This is a genomic window from Providencia sp. PROV004, assembly GCF_011045615.1.
Lineage (GTDB): Bacteria > Pseudomonadota > Gammaproteobacteria > Enterobacterales > Enterobacteriaceae > Providencia > Providencia rettgeri.
Genome location: NZ_CP042859.1, coordinates 2134893 through 2153196 on the forward strand (window position 1 = coordinate 2134893; position 18304 = coordinate 2153196).

The window sequence follows — 18304 nt, forward strand, 5'->3', positions numbered from 1 at the left end:
TGATTTTTGAGTAGTTATTTTCGTTTTATGAGCCAAGAATGGCCGCTTTTAAGCTTTGGCTTTATTACTGTTTTTATCGGTAATATTGGCCAATCATTTTTTTTGAGTTGGTATGGCGCAGATATTCAACAATCACTTAACATTTCTGCTGAGGACTATGGTTTCATTTATGCCATTGCCACGTTGTGCAGTAGTGCCGTCATTTTTATGGTTGGCGGCCTTGTTGACCGTTGGGCTTTGCATAAAGTGGTTATTGTCGTGTCATTTTTACTTTGTGTTTCCTGTTTATTAATGGCGAACATTCAAACTGTGTGGATGTTATTTTTTGCATTTTGGGGACTGAGGCTCGCTGGACAAGGACTCTTTCCACATACCGCGCAAACAACCATGCTTCGAGTTTACACTCACCAAAGGGGGAAAGCGCTTAGCCTTTCTGCTAGCGGAGTTGCCTTCGGTGAAATGGTGCTTCCCATAATTTTAATGACGACTATCGCTTTGCTTGGTTGGAGGTGGAGTTGGTTGATGTTGGCATTGATAGTCATGATTATTTATTTACCAATGGCTTTAACTTTATTAAAAAAGTCGAATACATCTGATAAGAAAAAACCTTTGGAACCCAAAAGCACAAAAACACAAGAGCAAGGGCGTAGAGATGTCGTGAAAGATTGGCGATTTTGGTCGATTATTCCTGCCGTTTTATCCGCTCCATTTATTGTGACGGCCGTATTTATTCAACAAAATTACTTACTGGAACAAAAGGGATGGCCTGCAAGTTTATTAGCGAGTAGTTTCGTTGCATATGGTTTTTTACATTGGGCAAGTTCTATGGTCTCTGGCTCTTTGATTGATCGTTTTCAAGCTAAATCTTTATTACCATTTCTTCCATTACCTTTAATTGCCGGTTTATTAGTCTTAACGTTATTGGATAATTACTGGGCTGCACCTCTATTTATGTCCTTATTTGGTCTAGGCATTGGTAGTTCCAGTCCTGTTATTAGTGCATTATGGGTAGAGATTTATGGGACTCAGCATATTGGAGCAATCCGCTCTATGGTGACCTCAATGATGATCTTTTCTACAGCAGCTGCCCCATGGATATTTGGGATATTTATTGAAAAAGGCTGGACAGCTTCCACTCTATTTGGTTTGTTTAGCGGCCTAACTATGATCGGATTATTACTTCTTATACCTGCTTATCAGTCCTTTAAAGATAAACAGTGTCATAGTGACTAAAAGAGTGTTAAAGATTAATTCATCTAATGATGAAGTGAAAAACCGTTTCTTTTTTGTTCTTACCATATAGACCTTTTGTGATATTCGTGTAACAATTCACACATTATTAATTTTAAAAGGATTGTAAGTTGCATATTACGCCGCCTTAGGCTACCCACCTCTTTCTTCAAAATTGTCACCATTTTGCGTGACTATTATGCCGTTTGCCGGCAGGTACCTTAGTACCATTTATTCTATTAATTTCATTAAATACAATTTCAAAGCAGCATAGTGCGTTCACTAAATTATCTTAGGCTAAATCTGCCTATAGGATCTTGTGTGCATCGATGTCGCTTTCTTTTATGATAGGATTTTCATGTTAGAAAAAATAAAACTTGAATGGTTTTCGAATGTTCGTGGCGATTTGCTCGCGGGTATTGTTGTGGCTTTAGCTCTGATCCCAGAAGCTATTGCTTTTTCTATTATTGCAGGTGTTGACCCTAAAGTTGGTCTTTACGCTTCTTTTTGTATCACTTTCATTATCTCTATTGTGGGTGGCCGCCCCGGAATGATTTCGGCTGCAACGGGTGCGATGGCGTTACTTATGGTCACTTTGGTTAAAGACCACGGTTTAGAGTATTTGTTAGCGGCAACTATGTTAACAGGGGTATTCCAAATCATAGCCGGATATTTAAAACTCGGCAGCTTAATGCGTTTTGTATCACGCTCTGTCGTGACGGGGTTTGTTAATGCATTAGCAATTCTTATCTTTATGGCTCAATTGCCCGAGTTAACCAATGTAACTTGGCATGTTTACGCGATGACAGCAGCAGGGTTAGGAATTGTTTATTTATTCCCATATGTTCCTGCTATCGGTAAAGCGATCCCATCTCCTTTGATTTGCATCATCGTTTTGACAATTGTAGCAAGCGTCTCTGGAATGGATATACGAACTGTTGGTGATATGGGGCAACTTCCCGATACGCTGCCTATTTTCTTATGGCCAGAAGTTCCACTTAATCTTGAAACTTTATTCATTATTTTACCTTATTCATTGGGCCTCGCTATGGTTGGTCTGTTGGAATCAATGATGACCGCCACGATTGTGGATGACCTTACGGATACCAAAAGTAATCGTAATCAAGAGTGTAAGGGACAAGGTATTGCTAACATTGGTGCAGGCTTAATGGGCGGTATGGCTGGTTGTGCCATGATTGGCCAGTCAATTATTAATATTAAATCTGGCGGACGTGGACGATTATCCACCTTAAGCTCCGGTATTTATCTTATCATCATGGTAGTTTTTCTAGATGAATGGCTTAAGCAAATCCCGATGGCAGCGTTAGTTGCAGTAATGATTATGGTAGCAATTGGTACCTTTTCTTGGAGTTCAATTAGAGATCTTAAAAAGCACCCATTATCAACAAATATTGTGATGATAACGACCGTTGTTGTGGTTGTGGCAACGCATAACTTAGCAATTGGTGTTTTTGTCGGGGTGTTATTAGCGACGTTATTCTTTGCCAATAAAATTGGTCGTTTTATGGTGGTAAAAACAGAGTCACCAGTAGATGCAAGCCGAACTTATCAAGTTATGGGACAAGTCTTTTTTGCATCATCAGAGCAATTTATTGAATCATTTGATTTTAAAGAGGTGGTGAATAAAGTTGTGATTGATCTCACTCATGCTCACTTTTGGGATATTACTTCAGTATCATCACTTGATAAGGTGGTGATTAAATTCCGACGCGAAGGAACAGATGTTGAAATTATTGGGATGAGTGAAGCAACAGAAACCATCGTTGATAAGTTTGGTGTGCATAATGATCCTAAAGAAGTCGAAAAGCTCATGGCAGGCCACTAAGGAGAAAGTAATGAATAACGTAATTACCTGTATTGATGGCTCAATCTATGCTGATTCCACTTGCCGTGCTGGCATTTGGGCATCGAATAAATTGAATAAAAAATTGTTGTTGTTACACGCAATTGAGAAAACACCATCAACCCAAGCCGAAGATCTTAGTGGTGCTATTGGCTTAGGCGCTCGTTCATCTTTATTAACTGAAATGGCCAGTTTAGATGAACAAAAAAGCAAATTAGCCTTGGAGTTAGGTAAAGAGATGCTGGAACATGCTTCTCAATTAGCGCAAGCACAAGGTTGTCACACAATTGAAAAAATGCAACGACATAGCGGTATCGTTGAAGCCATTTATGATCTGGAAGAAGAGGCTCGTTTAATTGTGATTGGACGCTCTGGTGAAAGCCATGGTGATAATTTCAATGTGGTGGGCTCTCACATTGAGCAAATTATTCGTCAAGTTCATACTCCTGTTGTTATTGCCAATAAAGAGTTTGCAGCCCCTAAAAGTTTTATGTTGGCTTATGATGGGCGTGAAACCGCAGATAAAGCGGTGAAAACTATTATTGAAGGAGGCTTACTTCATGGTTTGACATGTCATCTTGTCAGTGTGAAAAACAATCAACCTAAACAACAAGAAAAGTTTCAGCAAACCGAAGCTATGCTGAAAGAGAATGGATTTGAAGTATGTTCGAGTTTATTGGAAGGCAATGTATTTAATTCATTGATGGAATATAAATCGAGTCATGATGTTGAAATGCTTGTGATGGGCGCATTTTCACGCTCTAAGCTGGCACAGGTTTTCCTTGGCAGTAATACACTTAAAATGATGGAAAGTACTCAACTACCAATGGTAATTCTTCGCTAAGAAATTTTATTGGTTGTACTATTAGTCCAGCACAATTGAGTGCTGGTCTTTTTTGTCAAATTAAGTGTGATATACCTTATCCCTCCTTAATTCTGGTTCAGAAAATCTTTCCACAGAAGTTTCTGTGCGTTTATTGATGACTCAAGTATCAATGAACAACATGTAAAAATCCGAAGTGCAGTGACACTATTTGCCCCTCAATATCAAGAGTACTTGGTTAAAACGAAAAGGCTAACTCGCAACTCTTGGAATGATCCTGTAATGGCTGCTCTATAAGTTACTGGGTATCAAATGTTTGAGTCTAGTACAGTGAAAGTTGCACGCAGGGTTCTCAAGAAGACGGCTTTTAATAACAAATGTCGTCCACCCGACAAAGTGAATTGTGTTGGTGCTGAGTGAAGATTGTACATTCGATCCCTCGGTACTAAACTTAGTACATCTTAGTAATCCAATTGGTAAAAATTAGACATGTTGATGAATACTTACTATTAAAAATAGACAGCTGATTAAGCTCGGTGATTTTTTTAATATTAGATACTATCAACCTATGAAAGGTAATGGTTAATCGCTTACTTATCTATCTTTGACAGGAATTCTTAGCCAACTGTACGCCCTTTATGCTGACATGAGTAATAGAGTCATGTCACTATTATCAACATTCGTGCCCCGTTTAGAAATCTATTCAATAGACGAGGCCTTTCTTGATTTTGCAGGTATGAATAATACCTTTAATCTTGAGGAATACGGCCGCAAAATCCAATCAACTATCCTCCAAAATACTCACCTCCCTGTAGGCATCGGTATTGGCCCTACAAAAACTTTAGCTAAACTAGCTAACCATGCGGCAAAAACATGGAAAAAAACAGGTGGAGTTGTTGAACTCTCCTGCAAGCAACGGCAGCGAAAATTATTATCTCTTATCCCAATCGAAGAGGTGTGGGGTATTGGTCGTAGAATATCGGCAAAATTAAGAATTATGGGTGTAAATACTGCTTTGGATTTAGCGAATGCACCGGTAGCAACTATCCGTAAAACGTTTGGGGTTACATTAGAAAGGACATTGAGAGAACTCAATGGTGAGCCATGTATTGAATTAGAAGAAGTCCGAAAAATTAAGCAGCAAATACTGTGCTCTCGTTCATTTGGCCAGAAAGTTTTAGATATAGAAACAATGCGTAAGGCTGTTTGTGATTATGCAGAACGAGCAGCAGAAAAATTAAGGGAAGAGAAGCAACGCTGTAAAATTATCGGATTATTTATTCAAACTAGCCGTCACGCATCAGGTGAAGATTACGCAAATAGCATTAATATAAAACTCGAATACCCCAGCAGTGACACCAGAGATATTATCAATGCAGCAATGCGTGGGTTAAATACTATTTGGCGTGACGGTTACCGGTATTATAAAGCAGGCATCATACTATCTGATTTTACTGATTCAGATGTTACTCAGTTTGATATGTTTTCAACACAAAAGCCATTTCGTAATAGCGATGAGTTAATGAAAACATTAGACGCGATTAATAAGAGTGGGCAGGGTAAAGTGTGGTTTGCAAGTAAGGGCGGTGATAGCGGATACAAAATGAAAAGAGAAATGTTGTCGCCTGCTTACACGACAAATTTTGATGAATTACGAGTGGTTAAAAGCTAAGAAATGGGCTGGACGTTTTAACTGTATTGCTGAATAAGTAAAAAAGGGTAGGGAGAGGAGCTGTGAAGTACAAACAATATGGACTTTACTTTTTGACCTGACACAACTGGGGCACAGAGCTAAATTGAATATAATTGGCTGCTTTGTGCCAGAAGCAGACATAATTCATTATTCATGGATTGAGCCTTAGTGTATCGCCACGTAAGTTAAAAAAATTCCATTAGGTTATAAGTATTTTTCCATAAATATCGCAAATTAATAATGAAGATTCGAAATATTTATCTGTAAAAACGCTATGAACATGACGATAACACCATATTACATTCATCTTAAATACTGTGAGAAAAAGTGCCCCACCTCAGTGAAATGAGTTATTGTTTCGGATGCATTTGGGTCCATGTGGTACTGAGCATGAGATATTCCTTCAAGTATCATTAAATTTGCATCAACGCCTGCTTGACGTAATTTTAAGTGCATACGAACGGTATTGCTTAAAAATAAATCTCGCGTGCCTGAGGTTAATAATGTGGGAGGAAATCCTGTAACGTCACTATAAACAGGTGAAAGCATTGGGCCTTTTAAATCATGCCCATTCGCATAAAGCTTTGCAGCATCACCTAACCAACCATCATAGCTGACCAAAACATTATCGACGCCTTCATTCGTAAAATAGCTATCCCCAGTTTTTGTTAAATCAGACCAGGGGGTGCCAGGGGCTATAGCAGCAGGTAAAGGTAACCCAGCCGTCTTAATCCTTAACATAAGGGCTAACGTCATGCCACCGCCCGCCGAAGTGCCAAATACACCAATTTTATTTGCGGGTACACTTTTTAATAACGTTTGATAAGCATCAAAAGCATCATCTAGCGCAGCAGGATAAGGATGTTCTGGTGGCATTCGGTAATCAACCACAATGACTCGATACCCTGCGATCCCCGCCATATAAGTTGCTTCTAATGTCCCTGCTTCTCCCGCCCCAAGAACATAACCCCCCCCATGAAGATTGAGTAACACACGGTCTTGATTTTCTTTTTTCATCCGTTTAGGGGTGAGAATAAAAATAGGTACGTTACCGAGTTTATTCGCTTCTAATGAAACTTCTAATTGTTGGCGTAACGCGGGTAATGTTGTTTCAATTGCAGTATCAAAATCTTGAACCCATTGATTCCACTCTTGTGTATTTTTAGGATGAACGTCCCACGAAGATGCAGGTTTGGCAATCAAAGACTGCATCTGTGTACTGACCGTATTAGGAATAGGAAACTGACGAGTTTCGCTCGAAGAAAAAGCAAAGAAAGTCATCATAAAATTGACCAATAAAGCAAACAGTATTTTTCTCAATGCATTTACCTCAATTGTGCTTTAATGACTAAACAGGCTACAACTTATAAGTTCTGCTGAAAGAAAACAGTGAGTTTATCGAAAGGGATCTTGCTTGGATTATCATATAAATCAACATGATCAGCATTTGGAATAATCAAGAGTTCTTTAGGTTCTGAAGCTACTTTGTACACATCTTCAGAGTAATAACGAGAGTGTGCATTTTCTCCTGCAATCAGCAAAATTGGTCTTGGTGATATCATTTCAATATTGGTATGCATTGGAAAATTAAAAAAAGATATAGGCGTTGTTGCTGTCCACGCGGTTGTTGAGTTAATTGAACGAGGGTGAAAACCTCGAGGAGTACGGTAATAATCAAAAAATGCGGCTAATACAGGTGGCGCATTCTCTGGCAAAGTCTCCGGTAAAACACGTTGCCCCTCGATAATATTGCCATCTTCATCGAATGGCACCTCATGGTAACCTAAAGCATAGTATCCATTTTTTGCATCTTTCCAGCGCTGCTGGCTAAGATAATCAATCACTTTATGTTGTTCTTCAATAGTGTAACTATCTTGGTACCCACGGCTAATACTACGAGACATATCGTACATTGATGCTGTCGCTACGGCTTTAATGCGTGAATCGCTGCTTGCTGCGGTTAAAGCCATACCACTTAATCCACAAATAGCTAGTACCCCAATACGATTACGGTCAACATTTGGCTGCAGACCTAAAAAATCAACAGCAGCGCTAAAGTCTTCCGTATTGATATCCGCAGAAGCAACATTTCGAGGCTCCCCCCCACTTTCGCCAGTAAAAGAGGGATCAAACGCGAGAGTAATAAAACCACGTTCCGCTAATGTCTGTGCATACAACCCTGAAGACTGTTCTTTTACCGCGCCAAATGGACCACTCAATACAATCGCAGCGGATAACCCACTGGTATCTTTAGGTTGATATAAGTCCCCAACTAGCACTAAACCATAACGATTTTTGAATGTGACTTTTTTATGTTCAACTTTATCACTTTTTACAAAGGTTTTATCCCATCGCTCACTGAAACTTGTATTTGGTTGTGCTAATACTGGCGCTGTAATTATGGATGCCATACTTGCAACAGCAATACTTGCCCCCGTCAATTTCAATAAATCTCTACGTTCATGATTCATAATGTGCATCCTCTTTTAGTCATTTCTTTGGATAAGCTCTATTACGGCTTGTTTTGGTGATGTAAATTCCAGATATTCCAGTCCTTGAGTTATTTTTCCTAATTTAAATAACCCTGATGAGTAACTAAATGGTTGATAAAAAATAGCGATATTCCCCCAAGGGGCATAATAAGTAATGTCTCCCACTTCTGGCACGATCCCACTGGATGTATTACCGGTCAGTAACTTTCGGGGAAGATAAGTGATTTTTTCTGTGGATGAGTAATCTGCCAATTCAACGGTGAGCGGTAATAAACGGATAAAATCACGCGTCATTTCTGAATCTTCTAGCTCTGCCTTAATTATTTGCGTATCAAGACGGATTTCGATTAAGTACACTTGAGGCTCTATTGATAAATTACGCGCCAATAATGGCTGGTTAATACTGCCAAATACCAACAGAAAATAAAAAGTTAATGGGGTAAACCTATTTTTAAATAATAGATTCAACATATTATTTTTCCCTTTCGGCCTTTGCTGTGCATTGAACAAGTATTGCTGCAACGATAAGAAATAACGCACTGATTGCAAAAGTACTTTCATAGCCCATCGAATCAAAGAATATGCCTCCTACCGAAGCACCACAGGCAATAGAAAGTTGGATTACTGCAACCATCAATCCGCCTCCAGCCTCTGCGTTATTGGTAAATACTCGAGGTACCCAGCTCCACCAGCCAACAGGTGCCGCAGTCGCAATAAAGCCCCAAATACTCAGCAATACAATGACAACAAAAATGGAGTAACTAAAGAAAATAAGTGATACTGCAATACTGGCCATCAGTAATGGAATGACCATCAATGTTTGATAGAACCCTATTTTTAATACACGATTAATCAGTAGAGTTCCGATAAATCCCGTAATACCAATAAGTAACAAAATAAATGTCACCATTGAGATATCGACTTTTACCACGGTCTCAAGAAAAGGACGTACATAGGTAAATAGAGTAAATTGCCCCATAAAAAATAGACCGATAGCAAACATACCGAGTATGACGACACGGTATTTCAAAAAGCTAAAAATCCCGAAAATCTGAGGTGTATTTTTATGATTACTAGAATCAGTTGGCATTGAGGGTAAACTCACCCATAACCACACCATCGTTGCCACGGCTATAGGGACTAAACTTAAAAAAGCACCTCGCCACCCAATAGTTGATCCTAAATAAGCTCCTAAAGGTGCAGCAATAACGGTTGCTAGCGCATTACCGCTATTGAAAATAGCCAGTGCTTTAGGCACTTGCTCTATTGGTACAAGACGCATTGCTGTCGCAGCTGACATAGACCAAAAGCCACCTACGACAATACCGATTAGCGCACGGCCTGCCATATAAATATAATAATTGGAGGCTAAAGCAATCAATGCACCTGAGACTCCCATTAAGAACGTAAGCCCCAGTAATAAAGCTTTACGATTTAAATGGCGAGTAAGTGCAGAAATAAATAAGCTCGTTATGACAGCAAATATTCCAGAGATAGTAATACCTTGTCCCGCCATTCCTTCTGTCACCTGAAAATCAAGCGCTAACGGCGTTAACAAACTCACAGGCATAAATTCTGAAGCTATCAAAACAAAAACACATAGCGTCATGGCAAAAACTGCACTCCAGTTCGCTCTTTCGGGAAAGTTTCGCTCTTGTAAAATGGCATCATCCATCGATTATATTCACCTATGCACCTACGATATTTAATGGACATCATCATGGCATATGGGTAATAATTTAATTAGTGGGTATAATCTTTATGAACTTGTGAGAAAAATTCATTAATGATGAAAGGTAAAATGAATGACTTGCACGCTTTTCTGATCGTTGCTCAAGAGCAAAGTTTTACAAAAGCGGCTGCAAGACTTGGTGTGACGCCTTCGGCCTTAAGCCATACAATACGACTTTTGGAAGAGCGTTTAGGGATTCGACTTCTCGCAAGAACAACCCGAAATGTTTCAGTGACAGAGGCTGGCGCACAACTGATGAATGCCATTCGTCCTCTATTTGAACAGATTGATATTGAACTTAATGCATTAAGTGAGTTAAGAGACAGCCCCAGAGGGACTATTCGCTTAAGTTGTACCGATGACCAAATAGAAATTTATATTCGACCAATATTGAATAATTTTTTACAAAAATACCCTGATATCACAATAGAAATATATGTAGATTATGGATTTACAAATATTGTTGAAGAACGTTTCGATGCAGGAATTCGAATTGGCGATGATATCAATAAAGACATGATAGCCGTTCGCATTGGGCCCGATTGGCGCTTAGTTGCAGTCGCTTCACCGGATTATTTTAAACAGCATCCTAAGCCATTATTGCCTAAAGATTTATCTGATCATCAATGCATTAATATTCGCCATCGTGCTGCGGGTGCTATTTATGCGTGGGAATTTAAACAAGATAGCCATATAACGAGCATAAAAGTAGATGGCCAATTAGTTTTCAATAGTACACTACACCAATTAAATGCAGCACTTGATGGAATGGGGATAGCTTATATTCCTGAACATTTAGCAGAACCTTATATTGCCAAGGGGACATTACAGGCAGTATTAATTGATTACAGTCCTTATTTTGAAGGTTTTCACCTGTATTACCCAAACCGTCGCCAGTCCTCACCCGCTTTTATGGCTTTTGTAGAAGCAATAAGGTATCGATTCAAGGAGCATCACAAGTAAAGATCAATATAATCACTCTATATATTTTTCATATTATAGAATTAAACTTACTATATAAGTAATACGTCCGCTGTTCGCTCTGAGCAGACCGTCAAGTTTAGTTGTCTTATATAGAGTAAAGAGAGTTTGAGCAATTAGAAAAGACGATTGCTGTGATGGGGTTAACCTTAGTTTTATTCCGTTTTAAATTTAGACAAATAAAACATTAATTAGTTTGCTTATTTGCTCCATGAAAGCTACGTAGAAGGATAGGATTTAAGTGTGTGAGAATCGATTGAATTGCGTTCAATGTTTGAGAAATAGCAGTTATCAAAACTAAATTAATCATTTATGTTATCAATGACTTAAAAGCTTCTGTTTTTACCATGAGAAAGATAAAATATTAATAATAATGTTATAAATATCAGATGATTGTGATTAATGCAGCTATATACTGCTGCGCCATATGGGCTGGACTGAAGCGGCTGACCTAATCGTTAAAGGTATGGAAGGCGCAATCGAAGCTAAGACTGTAACCTATGACTTGAACGTCAGTTAGAAGGCGCTAAATTACTGAAATGTAGCGAGTTCGGTGACGCAATCATTAAACACATGTAATTTATTACATGGTGTGATTAGGAACGGGAGCCTAAAAATTCCCGTTTATTTTTTGTTCAATTAAAATTTTCCCCAAAACCCCTCCCCAAAACGGCTCAAAAAATAGGCTATTTAGATTGCGGTAATTTGCCATTCTTTACCTCGGTCATCATTATATTTATCAGTCATCGCTTGACTCTTATGGCCTGATAAACTTTTAGTATCGATGCCTTGTTTTATATAACCTTTCAGATAAAGCGTGTTGAAGCTCTCCCTATTCAGCCGATAGCTGAGCGCTTGCGTTTTAATTTGTTAATTTTTGGCATAAGAAACACGTGGCAGAAATAATAAAAAAAGTCATAAAGATTCGGAAGTGGCTCGCTGAGTTTGGAGGATTACAAGGTGATAAAGCCAAGTGGAAGCGAAAGCAACTAGGGCTCCCCGACATTCTCTCCCATAAATTTGATGGTATCATTAACGAGCTTCTAATCGCTTATGGCATTATCTGTTGTAACTGTCGATATGCAGCTCATCTGTTACCTTTATATCTCTCGAAGATATCGATCAGTACCTTAGGATTACGGTGTAGGCCTGTCAGCTATGGTGTGTCCTTTATTCTATGACGATGACTATTAATTTGTAAAGAAATGTAATTGCAAGCTTGAAATTCTAGTTAGAGACACTATATAAGAAATGCACCAAGATAAAACATTATTCTACACTAAGTACATAATTAATGGTGCATGAGTAGTGTGTGTTTAGTTTGATATATAAAATATTGAAGGAGAAATTATGTCTAACATTAGATCTTTTTCATTATTCCCAACATTATCGGATAGCTTACTTTCTAACAGATTTGACCAAATGGATCGTCTGTTTAGTCAACTTACAGGTAATAGGCCTTTAACTTCAGAACATCCGTATAATTTAAAACAAATAAATGAAACGAGTTATCAATTAACCATTAGTGTTCCAGGTTATAAGGAAGATGATTTAAGCGTATCCTTAAAAGGTGGGAAATTGTATGTTCAAGGTGAGCAATCAGCTGAATTAGTTAATGACTCAGAGAAAGAGAAATGGATCCATCAAGGAATCACTCAAAATAAATTTTCGCTTGAATTTAATCTCGGTAAGAATGTAAAGATTGAAAGCGCTGAGTTATCTAGTGGTTTACTTACTTTGGACATTGAATACGAAATCCCAGATGAAGAAAAACCTCGAGTTATAGCTATTGAAAATAAAGATATAAAATCATAGAGTTATAATTTATGACCCGTCAGCAATGGCGGGTTTTCTTTTTTAAGAGTCAGCTCATATCACAAGTGGAATATTTAATATTACCATCTAATTATTTTCGTTAATTTCTGGTTTTGTGCTGAACCTGACCATTTTCTATAAAGATGATGTAAGTGTTATTGAGAGAACCAAGCGCACAGTAGTGCTTGGATATTTGAGCAGCCCTAATTTAAACGGTTCGTCTGCGCTATATCAGTTATCCATAAAAGATCGCCTAGGCGGTCTTTTTTATAGTTAAAATAAACATAAGATTTATCGTCACGATTGGTCAGAGTTACATGTGCAGTTATGTGCAATAACCCCTCTAAAGTGTTAATTATTTGCCTTAAGATTCTGTTAAGATTTAATCGATAAACTATAAAAAATTAACAGACAAAAGGAATTATTATGAATAAGGCAATTATTGCGCTCGTATTATCAGCAGCTTCATTTGGCGTGTTAGCTAACAACCATGCTGGCGGATTAGTTTCGAATGATGGTTCTGTTGGTCCAAAAGGTGGGTTTGTTGCAACGGCTCAAGCAGTGACAACTGTCGTTCAAGCGAAAGAGCTTCCTGATGATGCATGGGTTTCACTTGAAGGTCATATTGTTAAACAGATTGGTAAAGAGCTTTACGAATTTAAAGATAGTACTGGCTCAATCGCTGTAGATATTGATGATAGACGCTGGCGTGGACAGGTTGTGACGCCTGAAACAAAAGTTCGTTTAGATGGTGAAATTGATAAAGAGTGGGCTTCATTAGAAGTTGATGTGAAGCGAGTAACTATTATCAATAAATAATCGTAAATCTTTAATGAGCCCCATGATCGGGGCTTTTCTGCAATGAAAACTCCGCTTGCTAGCTTCTGTCTAATTCGTATGTTAGTTAGATAGCTTTATCTATCGCTCTTTCAATCGCTTTACATTCGGGACTATTTCCACTGGACTGTTCTATTTTCCCAGGTAAGTTACCTTCGGGAGTATCCATTTTTATCTCGCAAGTATCTGACTTAGTTTGGGGTTTAGTGTTTGATGAACAAGCTGTTACTAAAGCGATAACAAAACATACTAATATAGCTTTGTTTTTATGCATACTGTCTATCCTGTTTTAAAGGGGGTATTCTGAGGCTACAAAGGTTAAGTGCAAAGCGCAAAGAAATCCATGAGGTTGTGCTGTGTGGTTTTTGTTTTCTATAACAATAAGGTAACTTCAAGTGGTATGCCTGTCAAAAACTCCTTACTTTGGATTATTGGTTAATCCTTACTTTATCTACAGTGCTTATAACTTCGGTGTTTTCCCTCATTAGAATACTTCGAGATTGTTTTTATTTAATTCTACAAATGCTATGCATTGAGTAGTATTTGTAGAATTTGGTATACCAGATTAACTACCTATGACTGCTTTCATTGCTTCGTTTTGTTTCGTAATTGCATTCAGGTAAGCGGGACTCGATTTTAAATTATCATGATGGTTAATAATATTTTGAGGTATTTTGAATTCTAAATTCAAAGCCTATTGAGTTGTTTGGAAAAGGAAAATATCGGCGATAGAAAATTTATTATTCGCGATGTATATCACAATTTATCCCACTTATAATCAAGAAGATAAAAGGATTGGAAGCGAATATTGAGTTTGGCGTCAAAGAAAACTCTTGGGAAGACTACAGGTAGAAAAGGATTCCGTTTCTCGCTATTTCAAGATAACAGATATAATCAATCTCCTGTGATGTAGATATTTAATTATGATTGTTCTTTCGAAAGTGCTGCAAAGATTGCCGTTTCCATTTTTTCAGGGGTAGTATTGGGTGCAAAGCGCTTGAGCGGGGCGCCGTCACGACCAATCAAAAACTTAGTAAAATTCCACTTAATTCTCTTACCTAGCAAACCGGGCAGTTCGTTCTTAAGATAGCGAAACACTGGATGTGTAGCGGCTCCATTGACTTCTATTTTCTCGAACATCGGGAAACTCACACCATAGTTAATATAGCAGGTCCGTGCGATTTCATCAGCGTTGCCAGGTTCCTGTTTCCCAAACTGATTGCAGGGGAAACCAAGCACCACCAAACCTTGGGCGGCGTATTTCTTGTAGAGAGATTCAAGTCCACCGTATTGTGGTGTAAAACCGCAATGACTGGCTGTATTAACGACTAGAACCACCTTACCTGCGTAGTCTGCCATAGAGACAAGCTGGCCACTAAGACTTCTAGCCGTTAATTGGTAAAAGGTACTCATATTCTAGTCCTCAAATGTGTGCGATGTAGCATTGAAGATATTGATGGTACAGTTTAGTGCTTTAATTTTATTATTTACATAAATAATTATTCGCAATTGCCATCCCGAATTTTGTCATAAAGCTTAAGAAATTACAGCTTGTGATAATCATAACCTCTATGAACTTAATAAGCTCCAGCGAGAATTTGACGACCTTTCTTTCAGGAACAGGGGCAACCTTGAGCAATATTTCCCCTTCCAGTTTTATGGGTGAATAAGTTCGGCGCACTGCAGCAGCGGATTGCTGGAGGGTGGACTTATAATTTTCGTTATGCTTTTTTGATTTAAATCAAAGTTGCATGCTATTTGCAATTTATTAATTGACCATTAATTAGTCCCTAAACTATAAATGGTAATGATACTGATTATTATTATCATAAAGGTTAACTATGCGTACGGATATTAATGGAACATTTTTACTCAGCTCATTAGCGCTTTTTGTTAGTCAAGGAGCCTTCTCTGCATCAACGCCTCCACCGCGTGCCCATATTGATGCCAGTGAAACGATGGTTGTCACATCAACTCGAAGTGAAAGTAGTTTATGGAATAGCCCAGTAACAATGCAAGTCATTGATAAGCAACAGCTTGATAGTTCGACAAACATAGCGCTAGCAGATGATTTACGCGATATTCCAGGTGTTGAAATTACCGATAATGCCTTAGCGGGACGTAAACAAATTCGCATTCGTGGGGAAGCATCTTCTCGAGTATTGATCTTAATTGATGGGCAAGAAGTCACTTATCAACGGGCAGGGCAAGATTATGGTGCTGGGCTGCTTATTGATGAATCCGCATTGGAACGCATTGAAGTGGTGAAAGGCCCCTATTCAGTACTTTACGGCTCTCAAGCTATTGGTGGTATCGTTAATTTCATAACCAAAAAAGGTGGCAATAAGCCATTGGGAGGCACTGTTAAGGCGGTATATAACTCCGCAACGACAGGGTGGGAAGAGTCAGCAGCGGCATGGGGGAGCATAGGTAAGTTTGATTATCGGCTCAACGGAAGTTACTCCGATCAAGGTGACAGAGATACTCCCGAGGGGCGCCTAAAAAATACGAACCATCGCAATAATAGCCAAGGTATGTGGTTAGGTTACACCGAAGGTAAACATAAATTTGGTCTTTCCCTTGATAGATATAAATTGTCGACACAAACATGGCATGAAGACCCAAGCTATGAACACTTCAGTGTCAAAATTTCTGATTTAACTCGTGAAAAAATTGGTCTTTTTTATGATTATCAAGCGGATGGTGAATATATTAAAAATATTCATTTAGATGCTTATGAACAAACTATTGAGCGTGATTTTGAAAATAAGCTGGCGGTTGTGACACCAACAGGGAGCCCAATGATTGGCGATTTACGAGTAGCTAATCAGACTCAATCGAATGACAAACAATATACTCAAGGGATCACACTACAAACAGATATTACACTACCCGCGAATAATCAACTGGTTGTGGGAGCTCAGCTTCAGCGCGACCGTGTAAAGCAGTCTTCAAAAAGTTCAACAGAGTCCCAAAGCTCAACGCAGTTCCCTCCTGCCGTCAATTATACAAAAACCAGTGATTCACATAATCGAACAGAGCAAACAAACTGGTCGATATTCGCTCAAAATCAATATGCTTTTGCAGATGATTGGAAGTGGACATTAGGGGCGCGGCAATATTGGTTAAGTTCGGAGTTGTTAAGTGGTTTTGAAAATACAAATCACTCAACAACGGGGAACACTTATCATAACCTTAAAAGCTCAAAAACGCATGATAATCAATTTATTACATCAACAAGCTTACGGTATTCAGGGTTTGAGAATACAGAGCTGCGTATCGCATTCGCTCAAGGTTATGTATTTCCAACATTGAGCCAATTATTTATGCAAACCTCAGCGGGGGGAAGTATCAATTATGGAAATGAGGGACTAAAAGCAGAGCGTTCTAACAACTATGAAATCGGTGCGCGTTATAACGGTAATCAATGGTATATCGATAGCGCTTTATATTATTCTGAAGCGAAGGATTATATCGCTTTAGTCACATGTTCAGGGCAGTCAATATGCAGTGGAAACAGTAATTCTTCACGAACAGGATATCACTATTATGACAATATCAATCGTGCGAAAACATACGGGCTAGAAATGACCGTCGAATACCAAGGATGGGATATCACTCCTTATGCCACAGGGAATTATTTACGTCGTCAATTTGATGGTGTGAATATAAAAACTTGGGATACCGGAGAGCCTAATGTTAGTGGGCGCTTTGGAGCTAAACATCAATTGATTCTAGACCAAGTGAACTTAACCTCAGATTTATATCTTCGAGCTGCTGCAAAAGCACAGGATAAAACGGGTGAAAAGCCAACGAGCACAGCAGGCTGGGCCACTCTTAACCTTGCGTTTAATACAGAATTTGGCTCAGACGATCAGTACCAAATTAACTTATCGTTAAATAACTTAACCAATAAAAAATACCAAACTGCCCACGAATCAATCCCTGCTTCTGGTTTTAGCGCTGCAACAGGCTTTGTATGGAAATTCTAAAAATGAAAAAAATAATAGCTGCACTATTTGTACTCAGTTTTTCAATAGTGAGTGCTGCGAGTGAAAGAATTGTTGTGGCAGGAGGCTCTCTCACAGAGTTAGTTTACGCTTTAGGCGCTGGAAACCAAGTGATTGGTGTTGATGAAACAACAAGTTGGCCAGTGGAAACAGCAAAATTACCTCATATTGGTTATTGGAAACAGTTAAGTGCCGAAGGAATTTTATCTTTGCATCCAACGTTGTTTGTCACTTGGCAAGATGCAAGCCCTCAATTGGTTTTTGATCAGCTAAAACTGCAAAAAGTCAGTGTATTAACGTTACCTCGAATACCAGCTACGGTTGAACAAATGTATCTCAATATTCATACCTTATCGGAGGTGTTACATAAACCGGAACAGGGGAATGCGTTGGTTAATCAGTTACGTAGCCGATTGGATAATATTGCTCAAATAAATGAAAAGAAAGGCAAAAAAATCAATGTGCTATTTATTCTTTCCGCGGGTAGTAGTGCGCCACAAATTGCAGGGAAAGGTAGCGTTGCCGATATCATTTTGACACTGGCTGGTGCGAACAATCTTGCGCAACACACACAATACAGAAGTTATAGCGCAGAAGGTTTGATTGCGGCAAACCCTGAAGTGATCATTGTAACCAGCCAGATGGTAGAAAAGGGCCTTAACCAGCTAGAACAAGTTCCCGGACTTACCCGAACTTCTGCTTGGAAAAATAAACGCATTGTGAGTATCGATCAGGCACTCATTTTAGGTATGGGGCCTCGAATTGCGGATGCCGTTGAGATTTTACACCACAATATTTGGCCAGATGAAACGGATAGTGAGTGATAA

At 38.8% G+C, this 18304-nt stretch carries 15 protein-coding genes and 2 pseudogenes; 10 read left to right on the forward strand and 7 right to left on the reverse strand.

The window, feature by feature from the left end; all coding sequences use genetic code 11:
* Positions 1 to 6: 6 nt before the first annotated feature.
* From FVA69_RS09385 to umuC, 4 genes are all read left to right on the forward strand, one after another.
* The gene (locus FVA69_RS09385; protein ID WP_024008859.1) at positions 7 to 1233 is read left to right on the forward strand and encodes an MFS transporter; all 1227 of its coding nucleotides are present in this window, start codon (positions 7 to 9) and stop codon (positions 1231 to 1233) included.
* A gap of 355 nt (positions 1234 to 1588) precedes the next feature.
* Positions 1589 to 3076 (forward strand): SulP family inorganic anion transporter, encoded by a 1488-nt coding sequence (locus tag FVA69_RS09390; RefSeq protein ID WP_024008860.1) that lies wholly within the window; start codon positions 1589 to 1591, stop codon positions 3074 to 3076.
* Positions 3077 to 3086: 10 nt separating this feature from the next.
* On the forward strand, positions 3087 to 3938 hold the full coding sequence (locus FVA69_RS09395; RefSeq protein ID WP_024008861.1) for a universal stress protein: 852 nt from the start codon (positions 3087 to 3089) through the stop codon (positions 3936 to 3938).
* A 640-nt stretch (positions 3939 to 4578) separates the two neighbouring features.
* Positions 4579 to 5589, forward strand: coding sequence for a translesion error-prone DNA polymerase V subunit UmuC (gene umuC / locus FVA69_RS09400; RefSeq protein ID WP_238789301.1), 1011 nt, complete (start codon positions 4579 to 4581; stop codon positions 5587 to 5589).
* Positions 5590 to 5913: 324 nt separating this feature from the next.
* Here umuC and FVA69_RS09405 read toward each other — a convergent pair whose 3' ends face one another.
* The 4 genes from FVA69_RS09405 to FVA69_RS09420 are packed head-to-tail and all read right to left on the reverse strand — an operon-like array spanning position 5914 to position 9777.
* On the reverse strand, positions 5914 to 6930 hold the full coding sequence (locus FVA69_RS09405) for an alpha/beta hydrolase (protein ID WP_202983401.1): 1017 nt from the start codon (positions 6928 to 6930) through the stop codon (positions 5914 to 5916).
* 44 nt (positions 6931 to 6974) lie between these two features.
* Entirely contained in the window at positions 6975 to 8090 is a 1116-nt protein-coding gene (locus FVA69_RS09410) for an alpha/beta hydrolase (RefSeq protein WP_164528747.1), read from the reverse strand.
* Positions 8091 to 8096: 6 nt separating this feature from the next.
* Positions 8097 to 8573, reverse strand: coding sequence for a cyclophilin-like fold protein (locus FVA69_RS09415; protein WP_117162310.1), 477 nt, complete (start codon positions 8571 to 8573; stop codon positions 8097 to 8099).
* A 1-nt stretch (position 8574) separates the two neighbouring features.
* On the reverse strand, positions 8575 to 9777 hold the full coding sequence (locus FVA69_RS09420; protein ID WP_117162309.1) for an MFS transporter: 1203 nt from the start codon (positions 9775 to 9777) through the stop codon (positions 8575 to 8577).
* A 111-nt stretch (positions 9778 to 9888) separates the two neighbouring features.
* On the opposite strand from FVA69_RS09420, the gene FVA69_RS09425 reads away from it, so the two are divergent.
* Positions 9889 to 10797, forward strand: coding sequence for a LysR family transcriptional regulator (locus FVA69_RS09425; protein ID WP_117162308.1), 909 nt, complete (start codon positions 9889 to 9891; stop codon positions 10795 to 10797).
* Positions 10798 to 11227: 430 nt separating this feature from the next.
* Positions 11228 to 11394, forward strand: a pseudogene (locus FVA69_RS09430) (NADP-dependent isocitrate dehydrogenase); the annotation flags it as partial.
* 111 nt (positions 11395 to 11505) lie between these two features.
* On the opposite strand, the pseudogene FVA69_RS21350 reads toward FVA69_RS09430, so the two are convergent.
* Positions 11506 to 11638 (reverse strand): annotated as a pseudogene (locus FVA69_RS21350) (integrase); the annotation flags it as partial.
* 527 nt (positions 11639 to 12165) lie between these two features.
* On the opposite strand from FVA69_RS21350, the gene FVA69_RS09435 reads away from it, so the two are divergent.
* Together FVA69_RS09435 and FVA69_RS09440 are read left to right on the forward strand one after the other, a co-directional pair.
* Complete coding sequence (locus tag FVA69_RS09435; protein ID WP_004911545.1) at positions 12166 to 12630, forward strand: Hsp20 family protein; 465 nt, start codon at positions 12166 to 12168, stop codon at positions 12628 to 12630.
* Between the two features lie 426 nt (positions 12631 to 13056).
* Entirely contained in the window at positions 13057 to 13449 is a 393-nt protein-coding gene (locus tag FVA69_RS09440; protein ID WP_164528748.1) for a YgiW/YdeI family stress tolerance OB fold protein, read from the forward strand.
* An 85-nt stretch (positions 13450 to 13534) separates the two neighbouring features.
* On the opposite strand, the gene FVA69_RS09445 is transcribed toward FVA69_RS09440, so the two are convergent.
* Both FVA69_RS09445 and FVA69_RS09450 read right to left on the reverse strand, forming a co-directional pair.
* Positions 13535 to 13741 (reverse strand): hypothetical protein, encoded by a 207-nt coding sequence (locus tag FVA69_RS09445; RefSeq protein ID WP_004261484.1) that lies wholly within the window; start codon positions 13739 to 13741, stop codon positions 13535 to 13537.
* Between the two features lie 647 nt (positions 13742 to 14388).
* The gene (locus tag FVA69_RS09450) at positions 14389 to 14880 is read right to left on the reverse strand and encodes a glutathione peroxidase (protein ID WP_004911535.1); all 492 of its coding nucleotides are present in this window, start codon (positions 14878 to 14880) and stop codon (positions 14389 to 14391) included.
* A 428-nt stretch (positions 14881 to 15308) separates the two neighbouring features.
* On the opposite strand from FVA69_RS09450, the gene FVA69_RS09455 reads away from it, so the two are divergent.
* Both FVA69_RS09455 and FVA69_RS09460 read left to right on the forward strand, forming a co-directional pair.
* Entirely contained in the window at positions 15309 to 17459 is a 2151-nt protein-coding gene (locus FVA69_RS09455; RefSeq protein ID WP_164528749.1) for a TonB-dependent receptor, read from the forward strand.
* Positions 17447 to 18301 (forward strand): heme/hemin ABC transporter substrate-binding protein, encoded by an 855-nt coding sequence (locus FVA69_RS09460; RefSeq protein WP_109913090.1) that lies wholly within the window; start codon positions 17447 to 17449, stop codon positions 18299 to 18301. The genes FVA69_RS09455 and FVA69_RS09460 overlap by 13 nt, the downstream gene beginning before the upstream one ends.
* Positions 18302 to 18304: the final 3 nt, after the last annotated feature.